The 22,128-nt window shown below is 65.0% G+C and carries 21 protein-coding genes; 9 read left to right on the top strand and 12 right to left on the bottom strand.

Annotated elements, in window-relative coordinates; genetic code table 11:
• The first annotated feature begins 4 nt into the window (after positions 1 to 4).
• Positions 5 to 391, top strand: a complete 387-nt coding sequence (locus tag WDM24_RS40380) for a RidA family protein (RefSeq protein WP_338829661.1) — start codon at positions 5 to 7, stop codon at positions 389 to 391.
• Positions 392 to 497: 106 nt separating this feature from the next.
• Here WDM24_RS40380 and phaR read toward each other — a convergent pair whose 3' ends face one another.
• Entirely contained in the window at positions 498 to 1,085 is a 588-nt protein-coding gene (phaR, locus tag WDM24_RS40375) for a polyhydroxyalkanoate synthesis repressor PhaR (protein ID WP_166301327.1), read from the bottom strand.
• A 314-nt stretch (positions 1,086 to 1,399) separates the two neighbouring features.
• Between phaR and WDM24_RS40370 the strand changes: the two genes are divergently transcribed.
• The 3 genes from WDM24_RS40370 (at position 1,400) to WDM24_RS40360 (ending at position 4,626) form a co-directional block, all read left to right on the top strand.
• Entirely contained in the window at positions 1,400 to 2,578 is a 1,179-nt protein-coding gene (locus WDM24_RS40370; RefSeq protein ID WP_166301330.1) for an acetyl-CoA C-acetyltransferase, read from the top strand.
• A 268-nt stretch (positions 2,579 to 2,846) separates the two neighbouring features.
• Positions 2,847 to 3,572, top strand: a complete 726-nt coding sequence (phbB, locus tag WDM24_RS40365; protein ID WP_166301333.1) for an acetoacetyl-CoA reductase — start codon at positions 2,847 to 2,849, stop codon at positions 3,570 to 3,572.
• 187 nt (positions 3,573 to 3,759) lie between these two features.
• Positions 3,760 to 4,626: a DMT family transporter gene (locus tag WDM24_RS40360; RefSeq protein WP_338829660.1), complete on the top strand. Its 867-nt coding sequence runs from the start codon at positions 3,760 to 3,762 to the stop codon at positions 4,624 to 4,626.
• 258 nt (positions 4,627 to 4,884) lie between these two features.
• Here the strand turns inward: WDM24_RS40360 and WDM24_RS40355 are convergent, their stop codons facing one another.
• On the bottom strand, positions 4,885 to 5,319 hold the full coding sequence (locus tag WDM24_RS40355) for a cupin domain-containing protein (protein WP_338829659.1): 435 nt from the start codon (positions 5,317 to 5,319) through the stop codon (positions 4,885 to 4,887).
• Positions 5,320 to 5,331: 12 nt separating this feature from the next.
• Positions 5,332 to 6,099, bottom strand: a complete 768-nt coding sequence (gene gloB / locus WDM24_RS40350; RefSeq protein ID WP_338829658.1) for a hydroxyacylglutathione hydrolase — start codon at positions 6,097 to 6,099, stop codon at positions 5,332 to 5,334.
• Positions 6,100 to 6,283: 184 nt separating this feature from the next.
• Here gloB and WDM24_RS40345 point away from each other — a divergent pair, with 184 nt between their 5' ends.
• Positions 6,284 to 7,033, top strand: coding sequence for a class I SAM-dependent methyltransferase (locus WDM24_RS40345; protein WP_338694624.1), 750 nt, complete (start codon positions 6,284 to 6,286; stop codon positions 7,031 to 7,033).
• 152 nt (positions 7,034 to 7,185) lie between these two features.
• Here the strand turns inward: WDM24_RS40345 and WDM24_RS40340 are convergent, their stop codons facing one another.
• Both WDM24_RS40340 and prmC read right to left on the bottom strand, forming a co-directional pair.
• Positions 7,186 to 7,944: a DUF4167 domain-containing protein gene (locus WDM24_RS40340; RefSeq protein ID WP_338829657.1), complete on the bottom strand. Its 759-nt coding sequence runs from the start codon at positions 7,942 to 7,944 to the stop codon at positions 7,186 to 7,188.
• A 469-nt stretch (positions 7,945 to 8,413) separates the two neighbouring features.
• A complete protein-coding gene (gene prmC / locus WDM24_RS40335; protein ID WP_338829656.1) occupies positions 8,414 to 9,304 on the bottom strand; it encodes a peptide chain release factor N(5)-glutamine methyltransferase in 891 nt (296 codons plus the stop codon).
• A gap of 101 nt (positions 9,305 to 9,405) precedes the next feature.
• Here prmC and WDM24_RS40330 point away from each other — a divergent pair, with 101 nt between their 5' ends.
• Positions 9,406 to 9,831, top strand: a complete 426-nt coding sequence (locus tag WDM24_RS40330) for an HIT family protein (protein ID WP_338829655.1) — start codon at positions 9,406 to 9,408, stop codon at positions 9,829 to 9,831.
• A 113-nt stretch (positions 9,832 to 9,944) separates the two neighbouring features.
• On the opposite strand, the gene WDM24_RS40325 is transcribed toward WDM24_RS40330, so the two are convergent.
• From WDM24_RS40325 to WDM24_RS40310, 4 genes are all read right to left on the bottom strand, one after another.
• On the bottom strand, positions 9,945 to 10,643 hold the full coding sequence (locus WDM24_RS40325) for an ABC transporter ATP-binding protein (RefSeq protein ID WP_338829654.1): 699 nt from the start codon (positions 10,641 to 10,643) through the stop codon (positions 9,945 to 9,947).
• The gene (locus tag WDM24_RS40320) at positions 10,640 to 12,496 is read right to left on the bottom strand and encodes a branched-chain amino acid ABC transporter ATP-binding protein/permease (RefSeq protein WP_338829653.1); all 1,857 of its coding nucleotides are present in this window, start codon (positions 12,494 to 12,496) and stop codon (positions 10,640 to 10,642) included. The genes WDM24_RS40325 and WDM24_RS40320 overlap by 4 nt, the downstream gene beginning before the upstream one ends.
• 13 nt (positions 12,497 to 12,509) lie before the next feature.
• Positions 12,510 to 13,385: a branched-chain amino acid ABC transporter permease gene (locus tag WDM24_RS40315; protein WP_029079556.1), complete on the bottom strand. Its 876-nt coding sequence runs from the start codon at positions 13,383 to 13,385 to the stop codon at positions 12,510 to 12,512.
• Between the two features lie 113 nt (positions 13,386 to 13,498).
• Positions 13,499 to 14,854 (bottom strand): substrate-binding protein, encoded by a 1,356-nt coding sequence (locus WDM24_RS40310; protein ID WP_338829652.1) that lies wholly within the window; start codon positions 14,852 to 14,854, stop codon positions 13,499 to 13,501.
• 288 nt (positions 14,855 to 15,142) lie between these two features.
• Between WDM24_RS40310 and WDM24_RS40305 the strand changes: the two genes are divergently transcribed.
• Both WDM24_RS40305 and WDM24_RS40300 read left to right on the top strand, forming a co-directional pair.
• A complete protein-coding gene (locus WDM24_RS40305) occupies positions 15,143 to 15,583 on the top strand; it encodes a hypothetical protein (protein ID WP_338694641.1) in 441 nt (146 codons plus the stop codon).
• 145 nt (positions 15,584 to 15,728) lie between these two features.
• On the top strand, positions 15,729 to 16,196 hold the full coding sequence (locus WDM24_RS40300; protein WP_338694643.1) for a helix-turn-helix domain-containing protein: 468 nt from the start codon (positions 15,729 to 15,731) through the stop codon (positions 16,194 to 16,196).
• A gap of 106 nt (positions 16,197 to 16,302) precedes the next feature.
• On the opposite strand, the gene prfA is transcribed toward WDM24_RS40300, so the two are convergent.
• The 3 genes from prfA to WDM24_RS40285 all read right to left on the bottom strand — a co-directional run bounded on the left by prfA (position 16,303) and on the right by WDM24_RS40285 (position 21,437).
• Positions 16,303 to 17,382, bottom strand: coding sequence for a peptide chain release factor 1 (gene prfA / locus WDM24_RS40295; RefSeq protein WP_338829651.1), 1,080 nt, complete (start codon positions 17,380 to 17,382; stop codon positions 16,303 to 16,305).
• Positions 17,383 to 17,436: 54 nt separating this feature from the next.
• Positions 17,437 to 19,704 (bottom strand): phosphoenolpyruvate--protein phosphotransferase, encoded by a 2,268-nt coding sequence (gene ptsP / locus WDM24_RS40290; RefSeq protein ID WP_338829650.1) that lies wholly within the window; start codon positions 19,702 to 19,704, stop codon positions 17,437 to 17,439.
• Positions 19,705 to 20,183: 479 nt separating this feature from the next.
• Positions 20,184 to 21,437 carry an aspartate kinase gene (locus WDM24_RS40285; protein ID WP_338829649.1) on the bottom strand — a complete coding sequence of 418 codons (1,254 nt, stop codon included), beginning with the start codon at positions 21,435 to 21,437 and terminating at the stop codon, positions 20,184 to 20,186.
• A gap of 209 nt (positions 21,438 to 21,646) precedes the next feature.
• Between WDM24_RS40285 and WDM24_RS40280 the strand changes: the two genes are divergently transcribed.
• Positions 21,647 to 22,114 (top strand): PH domain-containing protein, encoded by a 468-nt coding sequence (locus WDM24_RS40280; RefSeq protein WP_029079562.1) that lies wholly within the window; start codon positions 21,647 to 21,649, stop codon positions 22,112 to 22,114.
• The last annotated feature ends 14 nt before the right edge of the window (positions 22,115 to 22,128 follow it).

The raw sequence follows: 22,128 nt of genomic DNA, 5'->3' as shown, positions 1-22,128 counted from the left end.
GTCGTTGCAGTTTCACATGATATCCGGCGGCCCGAGGCCGGTCGCGCCGTTCAGCCACGCGGTCGAGACCGACGGCTTCGTCTTCGTCACCGGCCAGATGCCGGATACGCCGGCTGCACCCGGCGTATTGCCCGAGGGTATTGTGGCGCAGACTCGCGCGGTGATGGAGAATTTGCGCGTGGTGCTTGCGGGCCTGGATCTCGGCTTCGAGCATATCGTGATGTCGCGCATCTATCTGACGCGCTTCGAGGACGATTATGCGGCGATGAACGAGATCTATCGCGGCTACTTCCCGTCCGATCGCCTGCCGGCCCGCACCTGCGTTGGCGTGACCGGTCTAGCCTATGGTGCGTTGATCGAAATCGATCTCGTCTGCCGCCGGCCTGCATAGACGCAGCGAACGCGGGCTGAAGAGAGGTCAGCGGCGCCTGACGCCGGGTTCGCCGCCATCAGATCCGCGGTGCGATGAGGCCGTCCGGCCGATCGGCGATAAGGACCTACTCGTCCTTCTTCGTCGGCTGCGACATGCGCTCGAGGCGTTCCTGCATGTCCTTCATCTGGCGGCGCAGGTCGTCGATGTTGCCGTTGTCGGGCGACGGTTCCGGCACCTTCTCGGCCTCGCCAGCGCGCTGCGGCACGAACGGCTTGAACATCGAGAAGGTCTGCTGGAACAGCTCCATGTTGCGGCGGACCTGTTCTTCCAGCGGAGCAAACGGCGTACCGCTCAGGGCGCCCGCGATCTGCTTGCGAAATCTCTCCTGTTCCCGGGTCAGCTGATCGATCGACTGCTCGAGATATCTCGGCACCACCATCTGCATGCTGTCGCCGTAGAAGCGGATCAGCTGGCGCAGGAACGTGGTCGGCAGCAGGTTCTGCCCGGCCTTGTTTTCCTGCTCGAAGATGATTTGCGCGAGCACGGAGCGGGTGATGTCGTCGCCGGTCTTGGCGTCATAGACGAGGAAATCCTCGCCCTCCTTCACCATCGCCGCGAGATCCTCGAGCGTCACATAGGTGCTCGTACCGGTATTATAGAGCCGCCGGTTCGCGTATTTCTTGATCGTGGTCGGTTGTTCAGATTTTGCCATGGGCTCTCACTTCAACACCGAAGAACCTGGAACCCGAACGGCATCGCCGCTGGGCTAAATGCAACGCATCGCAGCAAAGGTAAGCATTTTCAAAGCGGTTCGGCTACCGTTTTGTGCGGCACGGTTAATCTCAAAGCAAAGGGATTGCTCAGGAAAGTGCCAAGAGCGTCATTTTGAGTGCGTCGCGGCGCGATTTGCGTGACAGTTCGATTGACATGTCCCAACGAGGTTTACAGGATAGCCGTCAAGAGACAGGCCCGCCAGACCGGCCGCCCGCCGTCGAGAAACCCAGCTACAACCAATAGGAGATGTCCATGTCAGACGATGTCGTCATCGTCAGCGCCGCCCGCACCCCCGTCGGCAGCTTCAACGGCGCGTTCGCCACCACGCCGGCCCACGACCTCGGCGCGATCGCCATCAAGGCGGCGCTTGAGCGTGCCGGCGTCGAGGCCGGTCAGGTCTCCGAAGTCATCATGGGCCAGATCCTCACCGCCGCCCAAGGCCAGAACCCGGCCCGGCAGGCCTCGATCGCGGCCGGCATCCCGGTGGAAAGCCCGGCCTGGGGCGTCAACCAGCTCTGCGGCTCGGGCCTGCGCACGGTGGCGCTCGGCTACCAGGCGCTGCTGAACGGCGATTCCTCTGTTGTCGTCGCCGGCGGCCAGGAATCCATGAGCATGGCCCCGCACGCGCAATATCTGCGCGGCGGCGTCAAGATGGGCGGCCTCGAGCTGATCGACACCATGATCAAGGACGGGCTGTGGGATGCCTTCAACGGCTACCACATGGGCAACACCGCCGAGAACGTCGCCAAGCAGTACCAGATCACCCGCTCGCAACAGGACGAGTTCGCGGTCGGCTCGCAGAACAAGGCCGAGGCGGCGCAGAAAGCCGGCAGGTTCAAGGACGAGATCGTCCCGGTCACGATCAAGAGCCGCAAGGGCGATATCGTGGTCGACACCGACGAATATCCGCGTCATGGCGCCACGATCGATGCGATGGCCAAGCTCCGCGCGGCCTTCGAGAAGGACGGCACCGTCACCGCCGGCAACGCCTCGGGCATCAATGACGGCGCCGCCGCCGTCGTGCTGATGACCGCCAAGGAAGCCGCCAAGCAGGGCAAGAAGGTGCTTGCCCGCATCGTCTCGTGGGGCCAGGCCGGCGTCGATCCCAAGATCATGGGCACCGGGCCGATCCCGGCCTCGCGCACCGCGCTGAAGAGGGCCGGCTGGAACATCGCCGATCTCGACCTGATCGAGGCCAACGAGGCGTTCGCCGCGCAGGCCTGCGCCGTCAACAAGGACCTCGGCTGGGATCCCGCCAAGGTCAACGTCAATGGCGGCGCGATCGCGATCGGCCATCCGGTCGGCGCGTCCGGCGCGCGCGTGCTGGTGACGCTGCTGCACGAGATGCAGAAGCGCGACGCCAAGAAGGGCCTCGCGACGCTGTGCATCGGCGGCGGCATGGGCATCGCTATGTGCGTTGCACGCGACTGAACAAAAGGCAGCGAGGTCGGTTAGGTGATGAAAAGATCATCTGTCAACCGCGGCGCGAGCTGATAAACATGATGCCCGGCTTTGTGCCGGGCATTTTTGTTTCGAGAGCATGATCCGGAAAAGTGTGAAGCGGTTTTCCGAAAAGATCATGCTCAAAAAAGGGAGCTAAAGCGCGATGACAATTCAACCTAATCTCATCGCGCTTTGTTGAGTGAGTGCGAAGACCGGAGCGATCCGGTTATAAAAGACGGCCAAGGAGGAAACGGACATGGCACGTGTTGCATTGGTGACGGGCGGAACGCGGGGCATTGGAGCTGCGATCAGCAAGGCGCTGAAAGCGGCGGGCTACAAGGTGGCGGCGAGCTACGCCGGCAATGACGCCGCGGCGGAGAAGTTCAAGGCGGAGAGCGGCATTCCCGTCTACAAGTGGGATGTCTCATCGTTCGACGCTTGCGCGGCCGGCGTGAAGCAGGTCGAGGCCGATCTCGGCCCGGTCGACGTGCTCGTCAACAATGCCGGCATCACCAAGGATACCGCATTCCACAAGATGACGCTGGAGCAGTGGAATGCCGTTATCAACACCAACCTCGGCTCGCTGTTCAACATGACGCGCCAGGTGATCGAGGGCATGCGCGCCCGCAAGTTCGGCCGCGTCATCTCGATCTCCTCGATCAATGGCCAGAAGGGCCAGTTCGGCCAAGTCAACTACTCCGCGGCAAAGGCCGGCGATATCGGCTTCACCAAGGCGCTGGCGCTGGAGAACGCCAAGGGCGGCATCACCGTCAACGTGATCTGCCCGGGCTATATCAACACCGAGATGGTGCAGGCGGTGCCGAAGGACGTGCTCGAGAAGAGCGTCATCCCGCAGATCCCGGTCAACCGGCTCGGCGAACCCGAGGAGATCGCGCGCGCCGTGGTGTTCCTCGCCGCCGACGATGCCGGTTTCATCACCGGCTCGACGCTGACCATCAATGGCGGCCAGTATCACGCCTGACGCGACAAGCGTCGTCGCGTCGCAGGCGCTCTATCAATGAAGTCGTCATGCCCGGGCTTGTCCCGGGCATCCACGTCTTGTAGCTCGCGGCCAGGAAGACGTGGATGGCCGGGACGTAGGCGAGCGGAAGCGACGCCGTCCTTCGGACGGCTATGCCCGGCCATGACGAAGAGACCTCCCGAGCAAGATGACGACCCGAACTGCCACCCTTGTCGGACTGACCGCCATTTTGATGTGGTCGCTGCTGTCGGTCATGACGGTTGCGACCGGCAAGATCCCGGCGTTCCAGCTCGCCGCCATGACCTTCGCGATCGGCGCCGCGGTTGCGTTCGCAAGCTTCCTGTTCCGTCCCGCAGCCTTCGGCGCCTTGAAGCAGCCGCTGCTCGCGTGGGTCGTCGGTGTCGGCGGGCTGTTCGGCTATCACGCGCTGTATTTTCTGGCGCTGCGTTTTGCGCCACCGGCCGAGGCAGGTCTGCTGAATTATCTCTGGCCGCTGTTGATCGTGCTGTTCTCCTCGCTGCTGCCGGGCGAGCGGCTTGCGATCCATCATATCGTCGGCGCGCTGCTTGGTCTTGTCGGCACCGTGCTGCTGTTCGCGGGTAATACCGGCGCCTTCACAGCAGAGCAGATTCCAGGCTTCGCGGCGGCCTTTGTCGCAGCGTTCGTCTGGGCCGCCTATTCGGTGATGTCGCGCCGGCTCAAGGCGGTGCCGACCGATGCGGTGGCGGGCTTCTGCCTTGCGACCGCGGTGCTTGCCGCGCTCGTGCACATGATGGTGGAGACCACGGTGTGGCCGGCAACGCCGCTGCAATGGCTTGCCGTTGTGGCGCTCGGCATCGGTCCGGTGGGGGCTGCGTTCTTTGCCTGGGACATCGGCATGAAGCGCGGCGACATCCGCGTGCTCGGCGCCGCATCCTACGCCACGCCGCTGCTCTCGACCGCGTTCTTGATCCTCGCGGGTTTTGCCAGGCCCAGCGCCAACATTGCGATTGCCGCGATCCTGATCGCCGGCGGCGGCTTGATCGCGGCGAAAGACATGGTGCTGAGAAAGTAGGGTGAGCAAAGCGAAGCCTGTTTCACCGTCACCCTGAGGAGGCCGCAACGCGGCCGTCTCGAAGGGCGACGGCCCAACTGGGGCCGTGCATCCTTCGAGGCTCGCTCCGCTCGCACCTCCAGCGACAAAGGCGCAGCCTTTGCGCGGGGATGACGAGGAGCGTGGACCGTAGGATGGGTAGAGCGCAGCGAAACCCATCATCTCGCCGCGTGCATAAAAGTTGATGGGTATCGCTGCGGCTCCACCCATCCTACAAAGCTAGCGAGCCGGCTCCCAGCCCTTCGGCGCCAGCTCGAATGTCGCAAATTCAAATCCCGGCGCGACGGTGCAGCCGACCAGCGTCCAGTCGCCGCTGCTTTCGGCGGCCTGCCAGGCGCCGGCCGGTACGATCGCCTGCGGTTGTTCGCCGCTGATGACGTCAGGCCCGAGCGTGATCGCATGCGGCGGCGCGCCATCCTGCGCGATCCGCAGGGTCAGCGGCGCGCCGGCGTAATAGTGCCACATCTCGACCGCGTCGATGCGGTGCCAGTGCGAGCGTTCGCCGCGCGCCAGCAGGAAGTAGATTGCGGTCGACCGGGCGCGCCCATTGGCGTCACAATTCTCGTCGCGAAACGTCTCGCGATAGTGCCCGCCTTCCGGGTGCGGCGTCAGTTCGAGCCGGGCGACGATGTCGTCAGCCGAGAACTTAGACATCAAGGTCGGCCATCACGACTTGTTCTTGCGCTCGCGGAGCTCGCCGAACACCTGGGCCGCCTCGGCGCCCTTCATGTGCAGCTTGGCCGCGACCACCGGCTCGTCGGCGCGCAGGAACACGTTGGCCTTCTTCTCGTCGCCGAGCAGCACGGGTATCGTCGGCTTGTTCTCGGCGCGCAGCCGCGTCACTTCCTCCGCACGCGCCTGCAAGGCTGCGTTGTCGGGCTCGATGGTGAGCGCGAACTTCACATTCGAGGCGGTGTATTCATGGCCGCAATACAGACGAAAATCGTCCGGTAGCGAGCGCAGCTTCAAAAGCGAATCCCACATCATCGGATAGCTGCCTTCGAACACCCGCCCGCATCCGATCGAGAACAGCGTGTCGGCGGCGAACACCGCCTTCTCGCCGTCGAACACATAGGAGATATGGTCGAGCGTATGGCCGGGCGTCTCGACCACGCGCGCGAGCAGGCTGCCGACCTTGATCACGTCGGCATTGGCGGCGCGCAGGTCGACATTGGCGATCTTCGCCGACTTATCGTGCGGGGCGACGACGCGGCAGCCATATTTCTGCTTCAGCTCGGCGACACCGCCGACATGGTCGCCATGGTGATGGGTGATCAGGATGTCGGTCAGCGTCCAGCCTTCGCGCTCCAGCGCCTTGATGATCGGGCCGGCCTCCGGCGCGTCGATCGACGCCGTCGCCCCGGTCGCGGGATCGTGGATCAGGTACCCGAAATTGTCGGTGAGGCAGCTGAAGGTGCGAATTTCGGCGGTCATGATATCTCCACGAGCAAACGGGACGGACACGTCAGAACCTGATGCTTCGAAAAAGCTGGTGCCCACGCTTTCGGATCATGCTTTTAACGCGTCCAGTATAGGGGTGAAATATGGCGTTAACGCTCCGGCGGCAACGCAAATTTCCGCGCTCCCCGGCAGCAGGGGGCATGTTAGGCTAGCGGCCATGGACGTCATCGACCTGCGCGACTTCTATTCGCAGCGCCTCGGCATCGTGGCGCGGCAGCTGATCAACCGCGGCCTCCGCGCGCGCTGGCCGAATGCCGAAGGCCTGCGTGTGCTCGGCCTCGGCTATCCGACGCCCTATCTCGGCCTGTTCCGTGAGTCCTGCGAGCGCTGCATCGCCTTCATGCCGGCGGCCCAAGGCGTGCTGAAATGGCCGACCGGGCGGCCGGCGCTGGCGACCCTGATCGACGAATTCTCGATGCCGCTGCCGGATGCCGCGGTCGACCGCGTGCTGCTGGTGCATGCGCTGGAGATGTCTGATGATCCGGAGCGGCTGCTGCGCGAGGTGTGGCGGGTGCTGTCGCCGTCGGGGCGGCTGATCGCGATCATCCCGAACAGGCGCGGCGTCTGGACGCGCACCGACGCGACGCCGTTCGGCCATGGCCGGCCCTATTCGCGGGCGCAGATCACGCAGCTGTTGCGGCAGACCTGGTTCACGCCGACGGCGTGGGGCGAGGCGTTGTTCATGCCGCCGGTTCAGGGCAGCTGGTTTCTGCGCTCGGCGATGGCGTGGGAGCGGGTCGGCGCCGCGCTGTCGATGCCGTTCGCCGGCGTGCATATCGTGGAAGCGAGCAAGCAGGTCTATCGCGCGATCCCCGCCCGCCGCGAGCGCACGCAGCTGATCCCGTCATTGCGGCCGGTGCTGGTGCCGTCATCGACGGCGACGCGCAAATCCATTCACCCGGAATAGAGCGTTTTCGAGCGAAGTGGATGCCGGTTCGCGTGAAGAAAACGCGTCAAAACAAAAAGCTAGAGCTTCGGTTCTGATTGAATCAGAACCGAAGCTCCAGTGACGCGATTTATTCACCCTCCCCGCGAAGGGAGGGTGGGAGATCTTCAGGGTTATTCGTTGCCCGGATTGAAGTCGTCGCTCGGTGCGGGCTGCGCCGCGATGTCGGAGCGCGGGCCGTGCGGGCGGCGGCGGCGGCGCGGGAAGCGCTCGCTGCGTTCGCCGCGTTCTGCGCCGCCATTGCCTTCATAGGCGCCATTGACCTGCGGCTGCGCGCCACCGGTGATGAACGAGGGCAGGCGATCGACGCCGCCGGCATCGGCCAGCACGGGCTGCGGCTGGTTCGGCGGCTGCGGCTGATATTGCGGCTGCGGACGATGCTCACGCTCGCGGTGCTCGCGTGGCTGCTGCTCACGCTCGCGCGGCGGCTGCTCGCGCTGGTACGGCGGCTGGCCGTTCTCGCGGATGAAGGGCTGTTGCTGCTGCGGCACGAAGCCCGGCTCCTGGCCGAAGCTCGAATAGCCGTCGCTGTCGTCGTCGCTGTCGTCGGTCGCGATCGGCTCGGCGTCGGGGCGCGGCTGCTGCTGATTCTGCCTAAACTGCTCCTGCGCCGCTGCGATGATCCGGTAGTAGTGCTCGGCGTGCTGGTAGTAGTTTTCTGCTGCCACCGGGTCGCCGGAGGAGCGCGCATCGCGCGCCAGCTGGACGTATTTCTCGGCCACGTGGGAGGCCGTGCCACGGATCTTGATGTCGGGTCCGTTCGATTCGTATACCCGTGTCAGGGGATTCTGGCCGCGCCGGTTGTTGTTGTTGTTATTATTATTGTTGTTATTCCGGTTGCGCATCCGCTTGTTGTTCTGACCGTTTCTCATCTGTCGCCTTTTATTCCAGCCCTGAAGTTATTGCAGTCCACAGTCCGATTCTCAGAGTCCGATTCGGCGCGCGCCTAGGCGCACGGAATCGCGATACCGTCCGAAGTGGCTTCGATCTCGCCGACCATCTCGTTCAGCAAAGTCGCGTTCAGCAAAGACGCGTTCCCCAACCGCCGCCAGCGGATCTCGCTAGCGACCAAATTATTGCGCCCGTTGAGACAGGCCCAGTTCTCGTGCGTAAGTCTTCAAGCGCAATAACAGGCTTTCGTTCGCTTGGCGGTCGAGAGCAGCACAGCTTTCAGCTATTGCGCTCAATGTGACCTGCGTTCCTGGAACCTTTCGATCGGCGGGCTCTGCTGAACCCTGGTCATCACCCGTAACGATTACGGGGCCAGCACCGATGTTGTGCCCGGAACGTAGTCGTTCCCGGGGGATATTCCAAGAGGTTTTTTTGCGTTCCAATAGGACTTTATCGGGGCAGCCGGCGGGCGGAAACGGCCCTCGGAACGCCCCCCAGATCGGCCCTGGGCGGCCCCGTTGGGGATAACCCGGACGCCGTCATCATGGCTTCAACGTCGCCGCTCTGGCCCTGCCCGACCTCCACAACCAAAAGTCCGTTCGATGCCAAAAGACCCGCAGAATGCGAAATCAGCGTGCGGTAGGCGTCGAGCCCGTCGGCACCGCCATCGAGCGCCGCGCGGGGATCATGCTCGCGCACCTCGATGTCGAGGCCGGCGATGTCGGCGGAGGGGATGTAAGGCGGATTGGACACGATCAGGTCGAACGCGCCGGTCAGCCCGCTGCCGTAATCGCATTTGATCCATGTCGCGCGATCGGCAAGTCCGAGCTCGACGGCGTTCCGGCCCGCCGTCTGCAATGCCTCCGCCGAGATGTCGGTGGCGAAGCCAAGCGCGTTGGGCAGTTCCGAGAGCAGCGCCAGCAGGATCGCGCCCGACCCGGTGCCGAGATCGGCGATCCGCAAGGCGCGGCCGGCGGTGCCGTCGGCGCGCAGCAATTCGAGCGCGCGCTCAACCACGGTCTCGGTATCGGGCCGCGGCACCAGCGTCGCGGCGGAGAGCTGCAGCGGCAGTCCCCAAAATTCCTTGCTGCCGAGAATGCGCGCGACCGGCTCGCCGGCGAGGCGGCGCACAGCGAGGCTCTCGAGGCGATCCGATTCGTCAGGGGTCAGCGCGCGCTTCGCTGCCGTGATCATGCCGGTCAGATCGAGCCCCAGCGCAGCGCCGACCAAGAGCCGCGCATCGAGTTCGGCGGACTCGCCGCCGGCCGCCTTGAGGCGCGCGGCGAGCGCGCGCCGGGCGCTCTCGACGGTCTGGCTGCCATGTCCTGCTGATGCGCTCATCGCGCGTTGTTAGCCGATGGTCGATGCGGCGTCGATATCACTTGCACCCCGCACGGCCGGCGCGCACGGTCGACGCCTAAAACGATCCGGAACGCACGACCATGACGGGCTATGACGACCAGAACATCTTCGCCAGGATCCTGCGGGGCGAGGTGCCGAGTTTCAAGGTCCATGAAACCGACCGGACCTTTGCCTTTCTCGACATCATGCCGCGGTCGCCCGGACATACGCTGGTCATTCCGAAAGCGCCCGCGCGCGGAATCCTGGACATCGCGGAAGACGATCTTGCCGCCGTCGCGCGGTCGGCGAAGCGCATCGCCGTCGCCGCGATGAAGGCGTTCTCCGCCGACGGCATCATCATCCAGCAATTTAGCGAACCCGCCAGCGGTCAGGTCGTTCTGCATTTGCATATGCACGTGATGCCGGTGAAGGCCGGCGTCGCGCTGCTGCCCGCGCAGACCCGCAAGGAGGAGATGGCTGTGCTCGCCGATCATGCCAAACGCATGATCGCGGCGCTTGCAGGCTGAATTGTTGGGCCGGAGCGTCTTCGAGCGAAGTGGACGCCGGTTCGCGTGAGAAAACGCGTGTCAAAAACAATAAGCTGGAGCTTCGGCTCTGATTCAGTCAGAACCGAAATGCCCTAGACCCCGAGATAGCGCTGCAGGACCTCGGGCTGCGCCTTGATCTCCTGCGCGGGCCCTTCATGGACGATGTGTCCATTGTTGATGATGTAAATGCGCTGCGCCAGCGCGAGCGTTGCGGCGAGGTTCTGCTCCACCAGCACGATGGTCTGTCCGGCCTCGGCCAGATCGCGGCACGCCTTCATCAGGTCGCGCACGATCACCGGCGCCAGTCCCTCGAACGGCTCGTCGAGCAGGATGATCTTCGGATCGCGCACCAATGCGCGCGCGATCGCCAGCATCTGCTGCTCGCCGCCCGACAGGTCAGTGCCGCGATTGCTCCGCCGCTCCCGGAGCCGCGGGAACATCTCGTAGACGCGGTCGAGCGGCCAGCGCTGCGAGGCGGTCAGGCCGGCGATCACGAGGTTCTCCTCGACGCTCAGGCTGCCGAAGATGCGGCGCTCCTCATGGACCAGCTGCATGCCGGCCTGCGCGATCTTGTGGCTCTTCCTCCCGGATATCTCGACACCGTCGAACATCACCGAGCCGCGGCGCGGGGTCACCACGCCCATCAGGCTCTTCAGCGTCGTGCTCTTGCCGGCGCCGTTGCGGCCGAGCAGCGCCACCACCTCGTTGCGCTCGACCCGCATCGAGACGTCGAACAGGATGTGGGAATCCCCGTAATAGCTGTTCAGTCCATTGACCTCGAGCAGGCTCATGCGGCGAGCACTCCATGCACGCCGCCAAGATAGGCTTCCTGGACGGTCGAATTGTTCTTGATCTCTTCCGGCGTTCCCTCGACCAGCACGCGGCCCTCCTGCAGCACGGTGACGCGCTCGGCGAGCTCGAACAGCGCATCCATGTCGTGATCGATGATGATCATGGTGCGGCCCTGGCTGATCGACTTTAGAAGCTTGACGGTCTCGACGCGTTCGCGTGGGCTCATGCCGGCCAAGGGCTCGTCGAGCAGCAACAGGCTCGGCGACGTTGCCAGCGCCAGCCCGATCTCGAGCCGTCGCTTCTCGCCATAGGCGAGCTCCGACACCGGCGTATCGGGCCTCGAGGTCAGATTGACCAGCTCGAGCGTCTGCTGCACGCGCTCGGACAGGCCTGGGATACTGTCGATGCTGCGGAACAGATCGAGCTTGAACTTGCCGCGAAGCCCCGAAAGCGCCGCGATCACCAGGTTCTCGCGCACCGTCAGGCCGGCGAACAGCTGGTTGACCTGGTAGCTTTTGGTCAGGCCGAGCTGACAGACGTCGGTGACGTTCATCCCGGTGATGTCGCGGCCGCCAAACACGATGGTGCCCGAGGTCGGGTGGACCTCGCAGGTCAGCATCTTGAAGAAGGTCGATTTGCCGGCGCCGTTCGGGCCGATGATGCCGCGCAGCTCACCATGGTTGACGGTGAAGTCGATATCGCTGTTGGCGAGCAGGCCACCATAGCGCTTGGTCAGGCCCCGGGCCTGGAGGATCGGACCGGACGGATTGCTGTCCGTGCGAGGTGGGGCGGGGATCGGTGCGGCGGCGGCCGCGGCGTGCCGCTCGCTTGCCACAGCGACAGTCTCCGGCGCGCGCTCGTCCGGCTCGCTCGTGCGGCGCGGTCCGGTCACGAGCCGGTAGAGATCGGCGAGGCCGCCGATGATGCCGCGGCGCAGGAAGCAGACCAGCAGCACGAACACGATGCCGAGCACGAGCTTCCAGGCCGCGCCGAGCCCGAGCGCCGCCTGCAGGAAGTCCTGCAGCGACAGCCAGACCGCGGCGCCGACCAATGGCCCGAACAGCGTGCCGCGGCCGCCGATCGCCGTCTGCATCACGAGCTGCCCAGAGGTGTCGAAAGTGAACGCGTCGGGCGGCATGAAGGCCTGCAGCACGCCGAGCAGGCCACCGGCAAAGCCGGCATAGGCGGCGGCGATCACGAAGGCGGTCAGCTTGTAGCCATGGATGTTGTGGCCGACCGCGGTCGCGCGCAGCGGATTGTCCCTGATCGCGCTGAACACGGCGCCGACCGGCGAACGCACGATGCGCAGCGCAATCACGACGCCGATGAAGTAGCACAGCGCCAGGAATTGGTAGAGCGACCAGCCGGTGGTGAAGTGCAGCGTGGTGAAGCCGAGATTGAAGCTCGGGGTCGGCACGCCCGGCAGCCCGTTCTCGCCGCCGGTGAAGTCCGACAGCGGATTAAACTCGACGAAGAAGAACACCTCCGCGATCGCCACCGTGATCATGGCGAAGTAGATGCCGGTGCGGCGCAGCGCGATCAGGCCGATCAGATAGCCCGCCGCGGCGGCCGCGATCATGCCGATGACGAGCGCGAGGACGACGTTCGGGAAGCCGGCGCGGGTCAGCAGCCAGGCGGCGACGAAGCCGCCGGTGCCGTAAAAGGCCGATTGGCCGAACGACAGCAGGCCGGTGAAGCCGAACAGGATGTCGAAGCCGAGCCCGAACAGGCCCCAGACCAGGATCCGGTTCACCGTGTTGGGTGCGAAGCCGAGCCACGGCAGCACGAAGGGCGCGGCGATCAGGCCGGCGGCCGTCAGAAACTCGATCAGGTATGGGCGTTGTTTCAGCATTGCGAATCCGTTGTCATTCGCGGCCCTGCGTGCCGAGCAGGCCGTGCGGTCTGAGCACGAGCACGAGCGTCATCGCCGCGAACAGCATGACGTAGGCGTAACCGGGGTTGAACATCGAGGTGATGCTGATGATCTCGCCGGCGATCAGTCCGCCGAGGATCGCGCCAGGAAACGAACCGACGCCGCCGATCACCACCACCACGAAGGTCTCGACCAGGATGTCGTCGCCGACGCCGGGCGTCAGCGACACCACGGGCGCGTTGATGATGCCGGCGAAGCCTGCGGCCATCGCGCCGATGCCGAACACGATCATGAAGACGCGGTAGACGTTGATGCCGAGCGAATCGACCATCACCGAATCCTCGATGCCGGCGCGCACGATCATGCCGAGCCGGGTGCGGTACAGGATCAGGAACAGCGCGCCGAGCGCGACCGCGACGATGCCGACGACGGCGAGCCGGTAGGTCGGGTAGAACAGGAAGCCCATCGAGGTGATGCCCTGCAGCAGCGCCGGCGGCGGCACCACCTGCGACTGGCTGGTGAAGATCAGCCGCACGATCTCCACGAAACAGATGCCGAGGCCGAACGTGACCAGCAGCTGGTCCTCATGCGGGCGATGGTAGAAGTGGCGGATGATGATCCGCTCCATCGCGACGCCCAGCGCCATCACGAACAGCGATCCCGCGATCACGGCGAGAATGAACGAGCCGGTGTAGGAATAGGTCACGTATCCGGCGTAGCCGCCGATCATGAACATGGCGCCGTGGGCGAGATTGAGCACCCCGAGCGTGCCGTAGATGATCGTCAGTCCGGAGCTGATCAGCGCAAGCAGTGCGCCGAGCGCCAGTCCGTTGAAAAGTTGTGAAACGAAATTTGGCCAGTTGATCATGGCGTGCGTTCACTCAGCCTTCACTTGGCCCGGTCAATGGAGGAGCGTCTCGACACAAAGCGGCGCCGCGGGTCGGGTCGCCCCGCCCACGGCGCCGAGTTGTCCCACGTTGATCAGGTGTAGTCGCCGAGATGGCAGCCGAACGCATCCGGCTTCTGCATCAAGCCGTCGCCGGCGACGATCTCGATCACCTCGTAATAGTCCTCCTTGTTCTTCATCTCCTTTTCCATCTTGCCGCGGACGATGAAGACGGGGCGGACGCATTGGTGATCTTCGGGGCGATAATGCACGTCGCCGACCAGCGAGGGGACGGTCTCGCCCTTCTCGTAGGCCTTGATGACGTCGGGCGGATAGAAGCTGCCGGCTTCCTCGACCATGCGGGCCCAGTGCGCGAAGCTGACATAGGCGTTCTCGGCGCCCCATTCCGGCTTGTATCCGAACTTCTTCTCGAAGGTCTCGTTGAACATCTTGGCCAGCGGATACTTGTCCTCGATGGTCCACCAATAGTCGGTCGCGGCGTAGACGCCCTGCATCAGGCCGCCGGTCTCGCGGGCGATGAACGGCACCTGGTAGGGCACCACGAGCTTCATCCTGTCGAGCACGCCGAACTGCTTGGCCTGCTGCGTCGACAGCACGGCGTCGTGGCCCCAGTTGACGTTGATCAGCACGTCGGCGCCGGAATTCGCGACATTGAGCAGATATGACGAATAGTCGGGCGCGCCGAGCGGCGACACCTGGTTGGTGGTGGTTGTCCAGCCCGCCTCGGCGAGGCGGTCCTGCATCGACTTGGTCACCGTGTGGCCATAGGTGTAGTCGGGCGTCAGATAGGCGGCCTTCTTGTTCTTGCCGAACTGCTTGATCAGCACCGGCGCGATAGCAGCGGCAGCGGTCTGACCATAGAAGTTCTGGCGGAAGCCGTAGCGCACGCAATCCTTGCCGGTGGTGTCGTTCGATCCGGAGATGCCGCAAACGAAGATCACCTTCTCGCGCTGCGCCAGCTTGTTCAGCGCGACCGCGACCGCACTCGACGTGCCGCCGGTGATCATCACCGCCTTGTTCTCGGTGATGAAGCGCTGCTGCGCCTGCACGGCCTCGTTCGGCTTCGCCGCGGAATCCGCTACGCCGAACTTCAGTTCCTTGCCGAGCACGCCCTTTGAGGTCTTCGGCGAGATCTTCTTGATCAGTTCGTGACCGCTGTTGATGTGCTCGATCGCGAGCTGATAGCCCTTGAGCTCATCCTCGCCCTGCACCGCATAGGTGCCGGTGCGCGGGACCGAGATGCCGATGAAGGCCGAGGAGCCGGACGAGCCGGCGGGAAATGTCCCGATCGCCGGATGATCCTCGGCGAATGCCCGCGACGCGATCGAGGCCGGCAGCACGGTGCCGCCGATCAGGCCGGCGCCGGCCTGCAGCAGGGTGCGACGCGAGACGTTCAGTGCTCTGCGCGGCAGGAAATCCTTGGTGCTCATCGCTCACTATCCTCCAATTGTATGATTTTTGGCGCGCATGCTCACTGGCCGCCGGATCGGATCGATCGGCGGCTGGATGCGCCGGCTGCGATGGAGCAGCCCGTCGCAGCTACAATTCCCCACCGGCATATTTAGTCAATGTCGCCTTTCGTCGAATCATATCGGTCTACGATGGAATTAATGTCGGAATACGATATATCTGGGTTTACCGCCCGGGTGCGGGTCCTGTAGTGAGAGGCGATGATCCACGAGCCTTCAAGTCGCACCGGAAATCCCGGAGAGCGCGCCGTGACCGAGGACGGCGGCGCTGAGCAGTCGAGCGGCCTGAGCATCCGCGCGATCAACGTTCTGAAGGAGTTGTCGGCCGAGCTGCTCGACGAAGTGCCGCCAAAGCTGGGCTGGACGCCGCCGGACGATCTGCTTCGCCTGCTCACGGCGCGCCATCTTGCGACCGCGCGAAACTGCGGACAGCAAACCATGCGTGAGATCATCGATTGGGCCGAGACGCGCGGGATATCGATCCCGGCGCCGCATCATACCGGCAAATCGCTGTCGGAGGTCTGGGGCGATCTGGTCGAGCGTGCCTCGGCCGGGCATCTCACCAAGAGCGAGATCACCGAGGCGCTGGAGAAGTCGATCCGCCGCCGGAGCCCGCGGATTCCGGTCGCCTTCCAGATCGTGCTGCTGAAGATCTTGAGTTCGAGCTACGATCACTGGCCGCAGCCGTGATGCCGCCCGGCCGCGCTGCTCGACCGTCAAACCGTTGAAAACATGAGTGCAAAGGCGTGAGGTAGGATGGTCCGCCGGGCCCGGGCTTGATAGCGTCGCACGGCTCCTGCCGTCCGGCGGAGCGAGCCTGGAGCAGGACCAGCGAATGCCTCAATCGAAGCAGCGGCGCGCGCCGGCCGCGACCGCAAAGCGCAGCGCCGCGGCTGCGACGGTCGATTACCCGGCGCTGGCGCGGTTTCGCCACCAGCTGCGCAGCTTCCTTGCGTTCAGCGAACAGGCGGCCCAGCAGGCCGGGTTGACGCCGCAGCAGCATCAGGCGCTGCTCGCCATCAAAGGATTCTCCGGCGAAGAGCCAACCACTGTCGGCGATCTCGCCCGCTATTTGCTGATCCGACATCACACCGCGGTCGAGCTGGTCAACCGGATGACCAAGCTCGGGCTGCTGACGCGGGCGGTCGATGCCGCCGACGGCCGGCGTGTTCTGGTGACGCTGACGGCGCAGGGCGAGCGCAAGCTGCAAGCGCTGTCGAAGATTCATCTCGAGGAGCTGACCACGGCCGGTCCGGCGCTCGGCAAGATCCTGCGCCACTTCAGGCAGTCGCAAAAACGCTAGAGCATTTTCGGTTCTGATTGAATCAGAACCGAAGCTCTAGCTTCTTGTTTTGACGCGTTTTCTTCACGCGAACCGGTATCCACTTCGCTCGAAAACGCGCTGGCGCTCACGCCGCCGCGCCCTGCGCCGCGAGCTGCGCGGCCTGGTGCTCGGTGGTCAGTGCATCGATCAGCTCGCCGAGCGCCTCGCCCGCGATCACCTGCGGCAGCTTGTAGAGCGTCAGATTGATGCGGTGGTCGGTGACTCTCCCTTGCGGGAAGTTATAGGTGCGGATGCGCTCCGAGCGGTCGCCGGAGCCGACCTTCTCCTTGCGGTCGGCGGAGCGCGCGGCTTCGACGCGCTGGCGCTCGGCGTCATAAATGCGCGAACGCAGGATGTTCATCGCCGATGCCCGGTTTTTGTGCTGCGAGCGGCTGTCCTGCATCATCACCACGATGCCGGTCGGAAGATGGGTGATGCGGATCGCCGATTCGGTCTTGTTGACGTGCTGACCGCCGGCGCCGCCCGCGCGCATGGTCTCGATCCTCAGATCGTCGTTCTTGATGTCGACGTCGACGTCCTCGACCTCCGGCAGCACCGCGACGGTCGCAGCCGAGGTGTGGATGCGGCCCTGCGTCTCGGTGTCGGGCACGCGCTGCACACGGTGCACGCCGGATTCGAATTTCAGCTTGGCGAACGCGCCGCGGCCCTGCACCTCGGCGATGATTTCCTTGTAGCCGCCGACGGTGCCTTCGCTCGCCGAGATCACCTCGACCTTCCAGCCCTGCAGGCCGGCGAAGCGCTCATACATCCGGAACAGGTCGCCGGCGAACAGCGAGGCCTCGTCGCCGCCGGTGCCGGCGCGGATTTCCAGCACCACGTTGCGGTCGTCCATCGCGTCCTTGGGCAACAGCGCGATCCGGATATTCTGCTCGAGCTCGCCGATGCGCGCCTGCAGCGTTTCCAGCTCGGCTTCCGCCATGCTGCGCATCTCGCCATCGGTCCCCGCATCCGCCAGCATTGCCTCGGTATCGGCAAGCTCCGAGCGGGCGGCGCGATAGAGCTTCACTGCGTCGATCAGCGGATTGAGCTCGGCGAGCTCGCGCGTGATCTGCACATAGCGCTCGGAATTGACCTGGCCGAGCAGCTCGGCCTCGAGCGAGGCGTGATGGGCGAGCAGGACGTCGAGTTTGGCTTCGGGTAGCATGATGGAGTCTCGAATTGCGGAAGGCGCGAAGGGGGGGCGGCGGCGACAGCGTCGCTACAAGGCCAGCCCCTCGGTTTCCGCAAATTTCGTCAGCGCCGCGCGGATCGAGACGCTGCCGACCGGCGCGTCCAGCAGCGGATTGAGCATCGCCTCGGCCTTCTTGGCGTCGAGGTCGAGGATCAGCGCCTTGACTGGGCCGTGCGCGGTCGCCGACAGTGACAGCGAACGGTAGCCGAGCGCGATCAGCGCCAGCGCGCCGATCGGTTTCGAGGCCATCTCGCCGCACAGCGAGGCGGCTTTCTTCGCAATTTTGGCCTTGCGCACGATGTCGCGCAGCGCGCGCAGGATCGGCGCCGACAGGATGTCGAAGCGCTCGGAGACCTTGGCATTGCCGCGGTCGACCGCAAACAGGAACTGGAACAGGTCGTTGGAGCCGACCGAGACGAAGTCGACCTTCTTCAGCAACTCGTCGAGCTGGTAGAGCAGGGCCGGCACTTCCAACATGGTGCCGATATCGATACGCTCGGGCAGCGAATGGCCATGCTGGCGCAGATAGGTCAGCTCGCGCTCGACGATTGCCTTGGCCTGGTCGAACTCGGCGATCTCGGAGATCATCGGGAACATGATCTTCAGCGCGCGGCCGCCGCCGGCGCGCAGCAGCGCGCGGATCTGGCCGCGCAGCAGGCCGGGGCGGTCGAGGCCGAGCCGGATCGCGCGCCAGCCGAGCGCGGGATTTTCCTCGACCACGGTCTCCATGTAGGGCAGCGCCTTGTCGCCACCGATGTCGAGCGTGCGGAAAGTGACGGGCTTGGTGCCGGCGGCGTCGAGCACGGTGCGGTACAGCGCGAGCTGGTCGCTCGAGCGCGGCAGGCTCGGGCTCACCATGAACTGCAATTCGGTGCGGAACAGGCCGATGCCGGCGCTGCCGGTGTCGTCGATATGCGGCAGGTCGATGGTCAGGCCGGCATTGATCAGAAGCTCGATCGGCTGGCCGTCCTTGGTCACGCACGCCTTGTCGCGCAGCGCCGAATATTGCGCCTGCCGCCGGGCCCGGAAGCGGACGCGCTCGGCGTAGGCCGATTCGATCTCGGCGGAGGGACGGACATAAATCTCGCCGGAAATGCCGTCGACGATGATGGCGTCGCCCGGATCGGCGATGCCGGGCGCGTTCGGCACCTCGCCGACCGCGGGAATGCCGAGCGCGCGCGCCACGATCGAGACGTGGGAATTCGCGGTGCCTTCCTCCAGCACCAGGCCGCGCAGCCGCTTGCGGTCGTAGTCGAGCAGCGCCGCGGGACCCATCGCACGGGCGATCAGGATGGCGTTGTCGGGCAATTGCTCGCGCGACGGCGCATGGTCCTGGCCGACCAGCTGCCGCATCAGGCGATGGCCGAGATCCTCGAGGTCGTGCAGCCGGTCGCGCAGATAGGGATCGGTCGAGCGCAGCATGCGGGCGCGGGTGTCGGACTGCACGCGTTCGACGGCGGCCTCCGCGGTGAGGCCGGTGGCGACCGCCTCGTGCAGCTTGTGCGACCAGCCCTGGTCGTTGGCGAACATGCGGTAGGCTTCCAGCACCTCGCGGTGCTCGCCGCCCTCGGCGACGTCGCCGCGCTCCAGCATGCGGTCGAGATCGGCGCGCAGATTGGCTAGCGCGGTGTCGAGCCGCTTGACCTCCTTCGGCAGGTCCTCGGCGATGTAGTTGGTGATGACGACGCGCGGCTCGTGCAGCACGACATGGCCGAGCGCGATGCCGTCGGAGAGCACCGCGCCGGTCTTGTGCAGCGAGTGCCGTGCGGCGGGCTCGGCGCCGGGCTGGGCCAGCGCAGCAAGCTCGCCGGAGGCGATCATCTCCGCCAGCACCATGGCGGTGGTCTGCAGCGCCTCGACCTCTTCCTCGACATAGGTGCGCTTGGCGCGGTTCTGCACCACCAGCACGCCGAGCGTGTTGCCGGCACGCAGGATCGGCACGCCGAGGAACGAGTGGTAGGCCTCTTCGCCGGTTTCCGGGCGGTAGGCGAAGGCCGGATGGCTTTGCGCGTCGGACAAATTGAGCGGCGTCGCCTCGCTGGCGACGAGGCCGACCAGGCCCTCATGCGCGCTCATCACGGTGCGGTGCACGGCGTCGCGGTTCAGACCTTCGGTGGCGTAGAGTTCGAGCGTGTTGTCGACGCGCAGCACGTAGCAGGAGCAGACCTCGGCCACCATGTTGGCCGCGATCAGCACCACGATCTTGTCGAGGCGCTCCTGGGCGGAGACTTGCTCCGCCATGGTTTCGCGGAGCCGTCTCAACAGGATGCGGGGGCCTCCCGACGCGCTCCGCATATGCTTCAGTCCCTCCCCACGAGGCCGGCGCACCGGGCCGGCCGGCCGCTGGCGCAAAACTCGTCAAAACCAACAATTTTAGTCATTCGGCGTCGCCGCTCGCGCCAGTTCCCGCCGATTCGGGATCGCTGAAACTGTGCCACAGTTTGCGACAGCCCACCTGACTGGCCGTATAGCCAATCGAGGCTCGCTTTGCCAAGCAAAACGCCTGCCAGTAGCAAATAACGTCTGCGTCAGCTCAATGCTGCGCCCGCTAAGAGAAATTCTAACTCCGGGATGGGGGTACTGGAGGGTATCCCGTGCTCTCTACCCCCGTCATTCCCCGGGGCTCGCGAAGCGAGAGCCCGGAATCAATTTTCCCACGGAATCCGCGTCCCGATGGATTCCGGGCTCGTGCTCCGCACGCCCTCAGGTGCGCAATTGCGCACCGGGAAATGACAGCGGATGGAGCTCCGTCCGCCGCCGGTCCGCGGTAACCCCTACGCCTGATCCAGCCCGTACAGGGTGTGCAGCGTGCGCACCGCGAGTTCGGTGTAGGCGGCGTCGATCAGGACCGAGAACTTGATCTCGGAGGTGGTGATGGCGCGGATATTGATGTTGCGCTCGGCCAGTGCCTTGAACGCCTTCGCCGCGACGCCGGCGTGGCTGCGCATGCCGCTGCCGATCACCGAGACCTTGGCGACGTCGGTCGCGGTGTCGAGCCTGATGTAGCCGATCTTGGCCTTGGCGGAGGTAATCGTGTCCTTGGCGCGATTATAGTCGGCGGCCGGAACGGTGAAGGTGAGGTCGGTGGTCTTGCCGTCCTCGGACACGTTCTGCACGATCATGTCGACATTGATATTGGCATCCGCGAGCGGCCCGAAGATCGCCGCGGCCACGCCGGGCTTGTCCTCGATCTGGCGCACGGAAATCTGGGCTTCGTCCTTGGAGAAGGCGATGCCGGTGACGACGTGCATTTCCATGATTTCCTCCTCGCTGCAGATCAGCGTGCCCGGCGGCGTGCCGTGCGGGTCGATATCCTCAGGCTTGTCGAAGCTGGAGCGCACGAAGATCGGCATGTTGTGCACCATGCCGAGCTCCACCGAGCGAACCTGCAGCACCTTGGCGCCCTGCGAGGCCAGCTCCAGCATGTCCTCGAACGCGATTTTGTCGAGCCGGCGCGCCTTCGGCACCACGCGGGGATCGGTGGTGTAGACGCCGTCGACATCGGTGTAGATGTCGCAGCGGTCGGCGCGCAGCGCGGCCGCGATCGCCACTGCCGAGGTGTCCGAACCGCCGCGGCCGAGCGTGGTGATGCGGCCGGTCTGCGGGTTGATGCCCTGGAAGCCGGCGATCACGGCGACCTCCTGGCGCTCCTTGAAGCGGGTGATGATCTCGGTGCCGTCGATATCGAGGATGCGCGCCGAAGCATGCGCGTCCGAGGTCTTGATCGGGATCTGCCAGCCCTGCCAGGAGCGCGCCTGGATGCCGATACCCTGCAGCACGATCGCGAGCAGCCCGGAGGTGACCTGCTCGCCGGAGGCGACCACCGCGTCATATTCGCGGGCGTCGTGCATCGGCGAGGCGTCGGTGCACCAGCCGACCAGTTCGTTGGTCTTGCCGGACATCGCGGAGACGACGACGGCGACCTCGTGGCCCGCGTCGACCTCGCGCTTCACATGCTGCGCGACATTGCGGATGCGATCGATATTGGCGACGGACGTACCGCCGAATTTCATCACGAGGCGGCCCATGACGACGCGTCTATTCCTTTAAGAGGATAAGTAGGTTAACCCACGCCGAAAACCGCAAGCGCGGGGACCGAAAGGCGCGTATACATAGCGCCGCGCCCGGGGGCAAGCCGCTTCCTGGGGGTCCCTGGAGGGTCTTTTGGGGTGTTTTTACCGGTTGCGGGCGGGCTGTTGCGCGAGGGTAACGCAAGGGTAATTCGAAGGCGGATCGGATGGGGCGTTACATCGACGAAATCCTGCAGCCTGGCGAGAAGGTGCTGTATTCCACCAACGCGCACTGGATGTTCTATCTGCCGGCGATCGGGGCCTGGATCGTGGTGCTGGTGCTGCTGATCCTGTCGCGGATGACGGCGGTCGACGGCCTCACGCTGGCTTGCCTCGCGGCCGCGGCCGTGGTCGCGGTTGCGGCACTCTACTGGAGCGTCACGGCCTGGTTCCATCGCTGGACCACGGAAACGGACGTCACCAATTTCCGCGTGGTGCACAAGAGCGGCTTCATCAAGCGGCGCACCTTCGAAATGAGCCTCGACAAGGTCGAGAGCGTCGACGTCAACCAGAGCATCATGGGGCGGCTGCTCAATTATGGCGACGTCACCATTCGCGGCGTCGGCGAGGGCATCGAGACCATCAAGACCATCGCCTCGCCGCTATCGTTCCGCAATTCGATCACCGCGCGATAGGGGCGCGCGCAATC

Origin of the sequence: Bradyrhizobium sp. 27S5 (assembly GCF_037217225.1) — a bacterium.
In the GTDB taxonomy this organism is placed as follows: domain Bacteria; phylum Pseudomonadota; class Alphaproteobacteria; order Rhizobiales; family Xanthobacteraceae; genus Bradyrhizobium; species Bradyrhizobium septentrionale.
Note: the sequence above shows the minus strand (reverse complement) of the source record. Positions and strands in the feature narration are given on the sequence as shown.

Bases quoted from the DNA above. Each gene is read 5' to 3' on its own strand.
- phaR (WP_166301327.1), bottom strand. From the start codon at position 1,085: ATGGCAAAATCTGAACAACCGACCACGATCAAGAAATACGCGAACCGG.
- WDM24_RS40370 (WP_166301330.1), top strand. From the start codon at position 1,400: ATGTCAGACGATGTCGTCATCGTCAGCGCCGCCCGCACCCCCGTCGGC.
- phbB (WP_166301333.1), top strand. From the start codon at position 2,847: ATGGCACGTGTTGCATTGGTGACGGGCGGAACGCGGGGCATTGGAGCT.
- WDM24_RS40360 (WP_338829660.1), top strand. From the start codon at position 3,760: ATGACGACCCGAACTGCCACCCTTGTCGGACTGACCGCCATTTTGATG.
- WDM24_RS40355 (WP_338829659.1), bottom strand. From the start codon at position 5,319: ATGTCTAAGTTCTCGGCTGACGACATCGTCGCCCGGCTCGAACTGACG.
- gloB (WP_338829658.1), bottom strand. From the start codon at position 6,099: ATGACCGCCGAAATTCGCACCTTCAGCTGCCTCACCGACAATTTCGGG.
- WDM24_RS40345 (WP_338694624.1), top strand. From the start codon at position 6,284: ATGGACGTCATCGACCTGCGCGACTTCTATTCGCAGCGCCTCGGCATC.
- WDM24_RS40340 (WP_338829657.1), bottom strand. From the start codon at position 7,944: ATGAGAAACGGTCAGAACAACAAGCGGATGCGCAACCGGAATAACAAC.
- prmC (WP_338829656.1), bottom strand. From the start codon at position 9,304: ATGAGCGCATCAGCAGGACATGGCAGCCAGACCGTCGAGAGCGCCCGG.
- WDM24_RS40330 (WP_338829655.1), top strand. From the start codon at position 9,406: ATGACGGGCTATGACGACCAGAACATCTTCGCCAGGATCCTGCGGGGC.
- WDM24_RS40325 (WP_338829654.1), bottom strand. From the start codon at position 10,643: ATGAGCCTGCTCGAGGTCAATGGACTGAACAGCTATTACGGGGATTCC.
- WDM24_RS40320 (WP_338829653.1), bottom strand. From the start codon at position 12,496: ATGCTGAAACAACGCCCATACCTGATCGAGTTTCTGACGGCCGCCGGC.
- WDM24_RS40315 (WP_029079556.1), bottom strand. From the start codon at position 13,385: ATGATCAACTGGCCAAATTTCGTTTCACAACTTTTCAACGGACTGGCG.
- WDM24_RS40310 (WP_338829652.1), bottom strand. From the start codon at position 14,854: ATGAGCACCAAGGATTTCCTGCCGCGCAGAGCACTGAACGTCTCGCGT.
- WDM24_RS40300 (WP_338694643.1), top strand. From the start codon at position 15,729: ATGCCTCAATCGAAGCAGCGGCGCGCGCCGGCCGCGACCGCAAAGCGC.
- prfA (WP_338829651.1), bottom strand. From the start codon at position 17,382: ATGCTACCCGAAGCCAAACTCGACGTCCTGCTCGCCCATCACGCCTCG.
- ptsP (WP_338829650.1), bottom strand. From the start codon at position 19,704: ATGCGGAGCGCGTCGGGAGGCCCCCGCATCCTGTTGAGACGGCTCCGC.
- WDM24_RS40285 (WP_338829649.1), bottom strand. From the start codon at position 21,437: ATGGGCCGCCTCGTGATGAAATTCGGCGGTACGTCCGTCGCCAATATC.
- WDM24_RS40280 (WP_029079562.1), top strand. From the start codon at position 21,647: ATGGGGCGTTACATCGACGAAATCCTGCAGCCTGGCGAGAAGGTGCTG.